The organism is Sulfitobacter sp. TCYB15 (assembly GCF_040435955.1).
GTDB classification, from domain to species: Bacteria; Pseudomonadota; Alphaproteobacteria; order Rhodobacterales; family Rhodobacteraceae; genus Sulfitobacter; species Sulfitobacter pontiacus.
Map to the genome: position 1 here is coordinate 348,611 of NZ_CP159193.1, position 11,461 is coordinate 360,071.

Genomic DNA, 11,461 nt, shown 5'->3' on the forward strand with positions numbered 1-11,461 from the left:
GCCACAGGCCTGCCACCGGTTCAAAGATGTTGAGGGCTGTAACAATGGCAACCAGATTTAACGTTTTCTACCTTGGGAATGTCGGTCGTATCGATACGACCGAGGGAAACCAGATCAGCGAAAACGCACGCTCGCTGGAGGGGGAAACCTTTGGGGGTGCCAACAGCCCACTTTACAACAACATCAAGTCCTTCTCTCCGGGGGCGCGGGGGTATGGAAATACTGCACGCGGCACATACTCTACTGATAACAGTGGGGAAAACGGGTCTGACACCTTCCGCATCGACGATGGCAACAGCCAGAACTTTGACGCCATTGCCTCCTATGCCGCGACGCTGACCTACGCCGACGGTTCCCAGGCGACCGTGACGGCGATTGTCTTCCAATCCACCAACGGCGACCTGTTCCTTGCGCCGGCTGCCAGCTCCTCCGATTACCAATCCGCGCTTGAGGCGGGGCCCATCGACTCCATCACGTTCAACACTGTCTCTTCAAACGAGTCGATGATGTACGCCAGCCGCGTCGATGCCGACTATGTTGCGCCGGATGGCACCGTTGATGGGACGTCGGGTGATGATTCCATGCGTGTGGGATCGACGGACGCGCAAGCGGACGAGGTGGACAACAGCGGCAACGCGGTAAAGCTGGGCGCAGGCAACGACAAAATCTCGGCCGGGTCGGGCGATGACACGATTTTGGGCGGCGCGGGAAATGACTATATTGCAGGCAATGACGGCGACGACCGCCTCCACGGCGACGCCGACACCACCGAAGAGACCACGTTTTCCTGGGCCAACCAGAATATCGAGGACGGCGTTAGCGTCACGGGTGGCATCACCGGGGTCACCTCGTCCGGCAATATCCAGGTCACGATGTCCGTGGATCAGGGGGAGAACTTCCGCTCTGCCACGATGGAGCGGAACGACCCGCTGTATGACTACAACGAACTAAGCGACAGTTCGTCGATCCGTATCCTTGGCGGTGCGGAGGGGTCGGACCCGAATACCGCGAAGATGAGCATCGACTTCTCGTCGCTGGACAGCGGCGTGTCGGACGAGGTGAGCAATGTCACCTTCGGTATTTTCGACATCGATCAGGCCTATGGCTTCGTGGATGAAGTCATCGTGCGGGCCTATGACGCCGACGGCAATCTTATCCCTGTCGATCTGACGGCGGGCAATAGCGATACGCTGGACGTGAACGACGAAACCGGCCGTGCCATCAGCACGGATGCGGGGCGGGGCACGACCAATGCCAAGACGGGTTTCCTGCAGGTCGATATCGCAGGCCCCGTTTCGCGGATCGAGATCGAGTATAACAACCACGACCCCGATGATACCGGCCACGCGATCCGTGTTGGCGACCTCAAGATGTCGACCATCAGCGCGACCGATGCCGGCAATGATACGCTGGACGGTGGGGCTGGCAACGATACGATCTATGGCGACGGTGGGAATGATAGCCTTTCTGGTGGGGCGGACAATGACAGCCTGTCCGGCGGCAGCGGTGACGACCGGATCGAGGGTGGCACGGGCCACGATACGATCGCGGGCGGCACCGGCAATGATGCCATGTCGGGCGGGGATGACGCCGATCTGTTTGTCATGGAAGATGATTTCGGCACCGATAAAATCGCCGGTGGCGAAGGCGGCAAGGACTATGATGTCGTCACCTTCGACGCGCTGAGCAACGGTGTCTCTGTCACCTATACCGGCGCAGAGTCGGGCACCGCGACCGAAGGCCCCAACAGCGTTTCCTTCACCGAGATTGAAAAGCTGGTTCTGACCAATTCATCGGATTATGTGGATGCCAGCATTGGCGGTGTCGCGGTTGATACCGGTGCAGGCGATGACACGATCAAGGTTGGTGATGGTGCCTATGACATCGACGCCGGGACGGGCGATGACCGGATCATCCGCGAGGCGGGCACCACAGCGGACGACGCGAACTCCGCCATCGACGCCGGCGATGGCATCGATACCTATGTCGCAGGCAGCGGGCTGGGGGCGGATCACACCGTCGATCTTGCCGCCAGCCGGCTGGACCACGCAGGAAACGACCGTGGCGATCTGCTGAACTTTGAAAACGTCGCGCTCGAGAACTCTGCCGCGTCGGTCAAGGGCGACAGCAAAGACAACACCATCACCGCGCGCGGGACACAGGACAACAGCTTGTCCGGCGGCGACGGCGATGATTCAATCGATGGCGGCGGTGGCGACGACAATCTGCACGGCGACGCGGGCCGCGACACCCTGATCGGGGGCGACGGCAATGATACGCTCGACGGCGGTCAGGACGACGACCAGCTGACAGGCGGCGACGGCGATGACGTATTCGTCTACTCCGGCGGTCACGACACGATCACCGATTTCAACGCGGGCAATACCGGCCCGCTGGATGACGACGACACCACCAATAATGATTTCATTGATCTAAGCGGCTATTACGACAAGATCTTCGATCTGCGCGCTGACTATGAAGACAATGGCATTCTGGATCAGTCCAACTTCGAGACCACGGATTACACCTATAATTCCAAGTTCGAGGATGGGTCGCTCAAGTTCATCGGCGTGCAGGCGCAGCACTTTACCTATGACAACACCGGCGTCGTCTGCTTTGGCAAAGGCACCGCCATCCGCACGCCGCGCGGGGATGTCTTGGTCGAAGACCTGCGTGTCGGCGATCTTGTCACCACAATGGACAACGGCCCGCAGAAAATCCGCTGGATCAACACGCGGTCTTACGATGCCGAACAGATGCAAAAGGGATCACATCTGCATCCCGTGCTGATCAAACGTGGCACTTTCGGTGCCGAACGGGATCTCTTGGTCTCGCAGCAACATGGTGTTTTGGTCGGCCAGAGCGGCGATAACTTTGCCCGCGCCAAACATCTTGCCGATGCGGCCAAAGGCGTGCGCATCGCCAAGGGCAAGAAATCGGTCACCTACGTTCACCTGATGTTCGACGACCATCAGGTGATCTTTGCCGAGAACGTCCCGTCGGAAAGCTTCTACCCCGGCCCGATGGCGCTGGACCAGATGAGCAAACCGCATCGCGCGGCATTCTCCAAGGTACTGCCCACCTTGGGCACAGGGCGCGTCAACCGCGAAGAAGTCGCCAAGGTCTATGGCCCCACAGCACGCGTGTTCCTGAAGAAGAAACAGGTGTTGAACCAGCACGGCTTGCCTGCGCGCGGCAAGGGTAAGGCCCCCTCGCGCCTGATCCTGCAAGCAAGCGCTGATCTGGCCCGGCAACAGGCGAGCAAGTCCATTCGGACCCGTAATACAGTGACAACGGCAGAGGCCCGCGCCTGACCCTAAAGCGCGGTTTAGTCACTGTATCGTAGGCTGTATCGCACAAAAAAGGCGGGCGCATTTCTGCACCCGCCCGCAAAACCCTGAAGGGTTAAGTCTTATTTGTCGCCTGGCAGACCAGCAGCGGCCTCACCTACGGTGGCGTCAAGGTTCTGGTTACATACAACCATGAACTGTTCCATCGCGGCTTCGTCCATTGGCTCTGCTGTCATGTTGGATTCAGCAGTGTTACCACCGGTGTCTTCCACAGCTTTCAGGTCACCTTCCAGCGAACCTTCTTCAGGCTCATCGTCGGTCGCTTCGGCTGCTGTTACAGTAGTGGTGGTGGTTGTATCACCTGTGTCACGACCGGAGTTGCCCATGGAACCGCCGTTGTCACCGTCATCGATCTCTGCGATCGCAGCGGAAGCTACCATCATCTGATCGTCTTTCGACAGTTCGTTGAACTCGGCGCAGGTCATCGAGGTGTCAGCATGTGCGGCAGCAAATGCTGGTGCGGATACGGTACCCATAAGGGCGGCAATAGCGAGTGTCTTAAATGTGTTGGTCATCGTTAAGCTCCTAAATTCTCGTTTCTGCATACCCAACCCCGTGCAGCGCGAATTGGTTCCCCTGCCCCAAAACTAATCGGTTCACCAAAAAGAGAGCGACGGGTAACCCGCTCGCCTTAAAAAGGTTTTTCTGCGCTGGACGCTGTTGATTTGCGCGCCTACCTTCGGCCGCATGATCCGGTACACGCTCAAACGTTTGCTTTCGCTCTGTATCAGCCTGGCTGTTGCGTCGCTGGTGATCTTTACCGTTATCGAAGTTGCCCCCGGTGACCCGGCCTCTTTTATGCTGGGGATGAATGCGCAGCCTGAAACGCTTGCTGCTTTGCGCAGTGAACTTGGGCTCGATGCATCGAAACCGGCGCGCTATCTGGCTTGGGTCGGCGGGCTGCTGCAGGGGGATTTCGGCACCTCCTATACCTACCGCACCCCCGTGTCCGAGATGATCGCCGCGCGGCTTTGGGTGTCCCTGCCTCTGGCGCTGTACGCGCTAGGGCTGTCCACGTTGATCGCCTTTCCCGCCGGGATCTATGCAGCGGCGCGGCGTGGCAAAGCCGGTGATATGGGGGTGATGGGGGCCACACAACTGGGGGTCGCGGTGCCCAATTTCTGGTTCGCGATGATCCTTGTGCTAATATTCGCCATTAACCTGCGCTGGTTCGCCGCCGGCGGTTTTGTCGGCTGGGATCAAGGCGTGCTGACGGGGCTGCACGCCCTGACCCTGCCCGCCATCGCACTGGCCCTGCCCCAGGCGGCTATTCTGGCGCGGGTCATGCGGTCTGCGCTGCTGGATGTCTTGGGCGAAGACTATATGCGCAGCGCCCGCGCCAAAGGGCTGACCGAAAGACAAGCACTGTGGCGGCACGGGTTACGCAATGCGCTGATCCCTGTGCTGACGATCATCGGGCTGCAGTTTTCCTTCCTGCTGGCGGGGTCGATCATCATCGAACAGGTGTTCTATCTGCCGGGGCTTGGACGGCTGGTGTTTCAATCCATTTCGGCGCGGGATCTGATCGTGGTGGAATCCGTGGTCATGCTGCTGGTCTTCTCGGTCATTGTGGTGAACTTTCTTGTGGATCTGGCCTATGCGGCAGTTGACCCGCGTCTGAGGGCGCGCGCATGAACCGGAACCTGATCCTTGGCGCGCTGCTGACCTCGGTCTTTCTGCTGTCCGCGCTTGTATCCTTTGTCTGGACGCCGTTTTCCCATACGGCGATGGATATCCCGAACAAGCTGCAAGGGGTCGGCGGCGCGCATCTGCTGGGCACCGATCACTTTGGCCGCGATATCCTGAGCATGATCATGGTCGGCGCACGCACCTCTATCGCCGTGGCGCTGGTGGCGGTGGGTATCGGCATGGGCCTTGGCGTGCCGCTTGGTCTGTGGGCGGCAGCCAAACGCGGGTCGCTGGTGGACGAGATCATCATGCGCGGCAACGATCTGGTCTTTGCCTTCCCTTCACTGGTGATCGCAATCCTGATCACAGCGATCTTCGGGGCCAGCGCGGTGAACGCGATCATCGCCATCGGCATCTTCAACATTCCCGTCTTTGCGCGCATCACCCGTGGTGCCGCGCTTAGCCTGTGGGAGCGCGAGTTCATCCTCGCCGCGCGTGTCGCGGGTAAATCGGCGGCGCGGATCTCGGTCGAACATATTCTGCCCAATGTGACCAATCTGTTGATCGTGCAGGGGACGATCCAGTTCAGCCTCGGCATTCTGGCCGAGGCAGGGCTGTCCTATGTCGGGCTGGGCGCGCAGCCGCCGACGCCATCCTGGGGCCGGATGCTGGCAGATGCGCAGACCATGGTCAGCATCGCACCGCATATGGCGCTGGTGCCGGGGTTCGCGATCATCCTGACGGTGCTGGGGCTGAACCTGATGGGCGACGGGCTGCGCGATGCGCTGGACCCGCGGTTGCGGGTGCGCCGGATATGAGCTTGCTCAGCATCACCAACCTGTCGGTGGCGATCCACCGGTTCAATATCCTGCAAGGCGTGACCCTCTCTGTCGACGCCGGAGAGATCGTGGCCGTCACCGGCGAAAGCGGGTCGGGCAAATCCATGACCGCGCTAGCGGCGATGCAGCTGCTGCCCAAGGGGACGCAGGCGCGCGGTCATATCATGCTGGGGGATCAAGACCTGCTGGCCCTGCCCGAATCCGAGCTTTGCGCGATCCGCGGCAATGACATCGGCATGGTGTTTCAGGAACCGATGACGGCGCTGAACCCGGTGCAGACCATCGGCCATCAAGTGGCGGAAACCATCCGTATCCACGACAAAACCGTGTCACGTCACGCCGCGGCCCGCCAAGCCGCCGAAACGCTTGAGCGGGTCGGCCTGCCAAATGACCGCTTTCCCCTGTCCCGCTACCCGCACGAGCTGTCGGGCGGGCAACGCCAACGGGTGGTGATCGCGATGGCGATCGCGCTGCGGCCGCGCTTGCTGATCGCCGATGAACCGACCACCGCGCTGGATGTCACGACCCAGGCGCAGATCCTTGATCTGCTGAAATCGCTGGCGCGGGATGACGGGATGGGGCTGCTGATGATCACCCATGATCTGGCAGTGGTCGCCGATATGGCCGACCGCATCATCGTCATGCGCAAGGGAGAGATCGTCGAACAGGGGCACACACAGGCCCTGCTGCACACCATGCGCCACCCCTATACGCGGATGCTGTTTGCCGCCTCGACCCATGCGGTCGCCCTGCCTGCCGCCCCGCCTCCGCAACCGCTGCTAAAGGTGGAAAACGTGAGCCGCGACTACGCCCTGCCACGCAAGACGCTCTTCGGCAAACCGGGGCGTTTCCGCGCTGTCGATAACGTGTCCTTCACCCTGCAACGGGGCGAACGCCTGGGCCTCGTGGGTGAAAGCGGCTGCGGGAAATCGACCCTGACGCGGGCGCTTTTGGGTCTGGAACCGGTGCAATCGGGCAATATCACGCTGGACGGTGCAGCGGTCTATAGCGGCAGCAAACCCGATCTTGCCGTACGGCGCAAAATGCAGGTGGTGTTCCAGGACCCCTTCGGCAGCTTCAACCCGCGCCACCGCGTGGACCGGCTGATCACCGAACCGTTCCACCTGCTGCCCGACCCGCCCAAGGGCCGCGCCCGCAGCGATGCCATCGCCGATGCGCTGACCGCCGTGGGGCTGTCGCCGGAAGATGCGACCAAATACATCCACGAATTTTCAGGCGGGCAGCGCCAGCGCATTGCCATCGCCCGCGCCCTGATCATCCGCCCCGACCTCATCCTCTTTGACGAGGCGGTGAGCGCGCTCGATGTCTCGGTTCGGGCGCAGATCCTTGATCTGCTGGCCGCGCTTTGCAGCGCCTATGACCTGACCTATCTCTTTATCTCCCATGATCTCTCGGTGGTGCGCACAGTCACGGACCGGGTGCTGGTCATGAAATCGGGGCAGATCGTTGAACAAGGTGCCACCGCCGACGTCTTTGATCGCCCGCAACACCCTTACACGCAAAAACTCCTCGCCGCCGCGCCCCGTTTGCCGGATCTGTGATGCCCTGCTTCATTTTGCCAAATAAACTCCCCGCGGAGCGTCCCGCACCAACCAAAGGCCCTGCCCTATGAAACCCGGACCCAGAAACCTGATCACCGATGTGCCCGGCCTTCGGGTGGGAAACGCGCAGGACGATGCGCTGAAATCCGGCACGACGGTGCTGCTGGCGGATGACCCCTTTACCGCCTCTGTCCATGTGATGGGCGGTGCCCCCGGCACGCGCGAGACGGATCTGCTCGCCCCCGATAAATCGGTCGCCGCGGTGGATGCGCTGGTGCTGTCGGGCGGGTCGGCCTATGGGCTGGATGCCTGTTCGGGCGTGGTGGACGGGCTGCGCGCGGCGGGGCGCGGGTTTCGGCTGGGCGATGCCACAATCCCGCTGGTGCCGGGGGCGATCCTGTTCGACCTGCTGAACGGCGGTGACAAGGCTTGGGCAGAGAATCCCTACCGCGCCTTGGGCCGTGCCGCCTATGATGCCGCGGCTGAAGATTTCACGCTTGGCACCATCGGCGCGGGCACCGGCGCGCTGAGCGCGATGGTGAAAGGCGGGCTGGGGTCCGCGTCACTGCACCTGCCGGATGGGACAATGGTCGGCGCATTGGTCGCAGCCAATCCGGTGGGGGCCGTCACCACGCCGGGTGACCGTCACTTCTACGCCGCCCCCTTCGAGGTGGATGCAGAGTTCGGCGGCATGGGCCCGGACCCGGCGACGGGGCTGGGGATGACGATGGAAAGCCGCAAGATGGCGTCGATGTCCCCGCGCGAGAATACAACGATCGCGATTGTCGCCACAAATGCGACCCTCACAAAGGCGCAATGCCAGCGGATGTCCGTTGCGGCCCATGACGGGATCGGGCGGGCCACGGTGCCTGCGCATACCCCCTATGACGGTGATCTGGTCTTTGGCCTGAGCACCGGCGCGCATGAGGTTGCCGAGAGCATTCTGCCGCTGATCGGCCATGCCGCGTCACTGTGTCTGGCGCGGGCGATTGCGCGGGCGGCCTATCACGCGACACCGGCGGCGGGCGATCTGCTGCCCTGCTGGTCTGATCTGAACAGATAAACTCATAAAAAAGCCCGCGCTCCCCTTTTGGGAACGCGGGCCAATCAGGCTGGTTAGAGCCGCTTATTCGGTTTTCTCGGCCTCTGCATCGTCGGCCATGGGCGCGTCTGCTGCGGCCTCGGCTTCGGGAGAGAACGTCGCGAGATAGGCCGCAACATCTTCGCCACCTTTGCGCATTCTGAACGACATTTTCGAACGGGCTTTCTTGTCATCCAGTGTGGTGCGCAGGAAATCGGTGGGGTTCTGCAGGTATTCGGCCATATTGGCTTCGTCCCAGACCAGACCGGCTTCGCCAGCGGCAACCAGATCATCGCCATAGCGATAGTCTTCGACGGTGCCGGCCTGCTTGCCGATGATCCCGTAAAGGTTCGGACCGACCTTGCCGCCCCGCTGGAAGGTTTCGCCAGCGTCGTCCACGATCATGTGGCAGGCTTTGCATTTGCCGAACTGCTTTTCGCCGGCGTCTGCGTCACCCATGCTATGGCTGTCTGCCAGGGCCGGAACCGCGATCACGGTGGCCAGTAGAGCGCTATAGAGATGTTTCATTGCGATTTCCCATATGTATGAATCATCCTATAACCTAGGGGGCGCCCCCGTGATTTCAACGGGCGCTTTTGTCGCGGGGGCGATGCTGGGGCTTAGGCGCGGGGGCCTATTGTCACCTCAAGCGTCGCGATCCCGTCAACGCCGCCGGTCACGACATCCCCTTCCACAAGGGCGGCGACGCCGGCCGGTGTGCCCGTCATGATGATATCCCCCGGGGCCAGCGCCATAGATTGCGACAAGATCGCCACATGTTCGCGCACTGACCAGATCAGATCGGCCAGATCGGCGTCCTGCCGCACCTCACCGTTCACGGCAAGCCAGATGCGCCCCTGTTCCACAGACGGGACATCGGCGATGGGTTTCAGCGCGGCAATCGGGGCGGAGTTGTCAAAGGCCTTGCCCCAATCCCATGGCCGACCGGCTTTCTTCGCCTCTGCCTGCAGGTCACGGCGGGTCAGGTCGATCCCGACCGAAGCCCCCCAGACGTGATCCATCACGTCGGCTTCCGCGATGTTGCGCCCGCCTTTGCCGATGGCGATCACCAGCTCGATCTCGTGGTGCAGATCCTCTGTCTGGGGCGGATAGGGGATGGTGCATGGCGTATCCAGCGCCGCATCGGCGGGTTTGGTGAAAAAGAACGGAGCCTCACGCGTCGGATCTTTGCCCATCTCGCGGGCGTGCGCCTCGTAGTTGCGACCCACGCAAAAGATGCGGCGCATGGGAAAACGGGCGTCGGTGCCCTGCACAGCCAGACTGGTCTGCGGCGCGGGGGGGAATACAAAATCATCAGCGGGCATGGGGCATATCCTTTGCAATAGTCGTGTCACAGACATACGCCCCTGCGGCAGCCCCGTCATCCGATAAGACACCAAAAGGCAGGTTAGACATAAGCTGTAACGCAAAAGGCCGACACAATACGTGCCGGCCTTTGTTTTCGTTCACCTTTGGGCCCCGCGCTATTTCTCGGGCTGGGTCGCTGGTTTTTCAACCGGATCGGCGGCGTCTGCGGGGGTGTCGTCGATCAGCTCTGCATCCTCGATATCGGCGCGGGTGGCGACAGGCGGCTTGGCATCCGCGCCCGAGTTATCCTCTAGCGCGCCGACGATCAGCGGCAGCATCTGCACACCGCCGGGCATGGCGACTTCGGACATGGGCGGGGTTTTCCACGCCAGCGTATCGAAGCTGTGGCAGTTTTCGCAGATCGGCTTCCAGCTCGCGTGGATATGTTGGCAGTTGTCACAAATCCACTGAGGGCCGCGCGATACGGTCAGCGCCCGTGCCAGCCAGCCTTTGACGATGGTATCCGAAGCCCCCTCGCCCCGTTCGATGGCCGCCATCAAGGTGACCGAACGTGCGGTCGGGTCGGTTTCGACCAGATCCCCCAAGGACCGGCGCGCTTGCGGGAAATCTTCGGCGGCAATGTTCAGCTCTGCCAGCAGCATTTTGGTCTCGGGGTGGTCGGGCTGCACGCGGGTCAGCGTGGTAAACCGCTTGAGCCGCTCTTTCGGGGTCTCGTCCGGCTGGATCGCGGCGAAGGCACCGGCCAGATCGGGGTGCGGTTGTACGTCCCACGCTTTCTTCAGCACGCGGGCCGCATATTTCGGTTTGCCCTGATCGATATAGCCATGCGCCGCCATCACGGCTGCGGGGATCAGATCGGGGGACAGGCGGTTCGCCTCGATCGCGGCCTCGCGGGCTTCGATGCTGTTCCCTTCGGCAATGACGTCTTTCGCCTCGGACAGGGCGAGCACGGCATCGCGACGTTTATGCACATCACGCGGCATCTGGCCGTTCTTGAGCTTGGTGTTCAGCGTTTGGCGCGCACCGGCCCAATCTTCTTTCTCGGCCTGTAGTTTCAGCAGCACATCGCCGGTTTCGGCGTGTTTCGGTTTGATGGCAAAGGCTTTCTCGGCCAGCTTCAGCGCGGTTTCCGTGTCGCCTTCGGCCAGCTTCTGTTTCATGATCCCGCGCACACCGACAAAACGGGTGCGTTCGTTGGTGACCAGCTTGCGATAGGTCTCTTCTGCCTTGCGACGGTCGCCCGCCATTTCCGCAGCCTGCGCGATCAGCAGATTGGTCAGGTCGGGACGTTCAAGGTATTTATCCGCCTTTGCGGCCTTGGCCATCGCCAGACGCCCTTCGCCGCTGGCCAGCGCCATAAGCCCTTCGGAGAGCGCCTCGTAACCTTTGCGCTCGCGGTTGCGGTCGAAATAGCGCGACAGCGCGGTTTCGTCGCCGTTCAGGAAATGCCAGACCGCAACCAGCAGCGCAAAGATCTTGAGCATGATCCAGACCGCAACAACCAGCAGGACCACGGCGATCACGGATTGCAGCGGGCCAAAGCTGTATTCGGTGCCCATCACGGTGACCTGCAACCCGCCCGAGCTTTCCAGCAAGAACGATGCGCCCCAGGTGATGGCGGCAATCACCGCAACGAACACAACGATCTTAATCAGTGACCAAAGCATAAAT

Annotated in this window: 9 protein-coding genes; 5 read left to right on the plus strand and 4 right to left on the minus strand. The window is 61.5% G+C overall.

Annotated features, from left to right (window positions below; all coding sequences use genetic code 11):
* Window positions 1-44: 44 nt before the first annotated feature.
* Window positions 45-3,314, plus strand: coding sequence for a Hint domain-containing protein (locus ABM428_RS01625; protein ID WP_353628085.1), 3,270 nt, complete (start codon window positions 45-47; stop codon window positions 3,312-3,314).
* A 98-nt stretch (window positions 3,315-3,412) separates the two neighbouring features.
* Here ABM428_RS01625 and ABM428_RS01630 read toward each other — a convergent pair whose 3' ends face one another.
* On the minus strand, window positions 3,413-3,865 hold the full coding sequence (locus ABM428_RS01630) for a hypothetical protein (RefSeq protein ID WP_037954025.1): 453 nt from the start codon (window positions 3,863-3,865) through the stop codon (window positions 3,413-3,415).
* A gap of 172 nt (window positions 3,866-4,037) precedes the next feature.
* Between ABM428_RS01630 and ABM428_RS01635 the strand changes: the two genes are divergently transcribed.
* The 4 genes from ABM428_RS01635 to ABM428_RS01650 all read left to right on the plus strand — a co-directional run bounded on the left by ABM428_RS01635 (window position 4,038) and on the right by ABM428_RS01650 (window position 8,443).
* Window positions 4,038-4,985, plus strand: a complete 948-nt coding sequence (locus ABM428_RS01635; protein WP_037965886.1) for an ABC transporter permease — start codon at window positions 4,038-4,040, stop codon at window positions 4,983-4,985.
* Complete coding sequence (locus ABM428_RS01640; protein ID WP_037942493.1) at window positions 4,982-5,797, plus strand: ABC transporter permease; 816 nt, start codon at window positions 4,982-4,984, stop codon at window positions 5,795-5,797. Before ABM428_RS01635 ends, ABM428_RS01640 begins: the two co-directional genes overlap by 4 nt.
* Window positions 5,794-7,380 carry an ABC transporter ATP-binding protein gene (locus ABM428_RS01645; protein ID WP_132997622.1) on the plus strand — a complete coding sequence of 529 codons (1,587 nt, stop codon included), beginning with the start codon at window positions 5,794-5,796 and terminating at the stop codon, window positions 7,378-7,380. Before ABM428_RS01640 ends, ABM428_RS01645 begins: the two co-directional genes overlap by 4 nt.
* A 67-nt stretch (window positions 7,381-7,447) precedes the next feature.
* Window positions 7,448-8,443 carry a P1 family peptidase gene (locus ABM428_RS01650; RefSeq protein WP_353628086.1) on the plus strand — a complete coding sequence of 332 codons (996 nt, stop codon included), beginning with the start codon at window positions 7,448-7,450 and terminating at the stop codon, window positions 8,441-8,443.
* 63 nt (window positions 8,444-8,506) lie between these two features.
* On the opposite strand, the gene ABM428_RS01655 is transcribed toward ABM428_RS01650, so the two are convergent.
* The 3 genes from ABM428_RS01655 to ABM428_RS01665 all read right to left on the minus strand — a co-directional run bounded on the left by ABM428_RS01655 (window position 8,507) and on the right by ABM428_RS01665 (window position 11,457).
* Complete coding sequence (locus ABM428_RS01655; protein ID WP_005850674.1) at window positions 8,507-8,989, minus strand: cytochrome c family protein; 483 nt, start codon at window positions 8,987-8,989, stop codon at window positions 8,507-8,509.
* 92 nt (window positions 8,990-9,081) lie between these two features.
* Window positions 9,082-9,786: a fumarylacetoacetate hydrolase family protein gene (locus ABM428_RS01660; RefSeq protein WP_340245098.1), complete on the minus strand. Its 705-nt coding sequence runs from the start codon at window positions 9,784-9,786 to the stop codon at window positions 9,082-9,084.
* A gap of 159 nt (window positions 9,787-9,945) precedes the next feature.
* Complete coding sequence (locus ABM428_RS01665) at window positions 9,946-11,457, minus strand: heme biosynthesis protein HemY (RefSeq protein ID WP_132997625.1); 1,512 nt, start codon at window positions 11,455-11,457, stop codon at window positions 9,946-9,948.
* Between the last annotated feature and the right edge of the window lie 4 nt (window positions 11,458-11,461).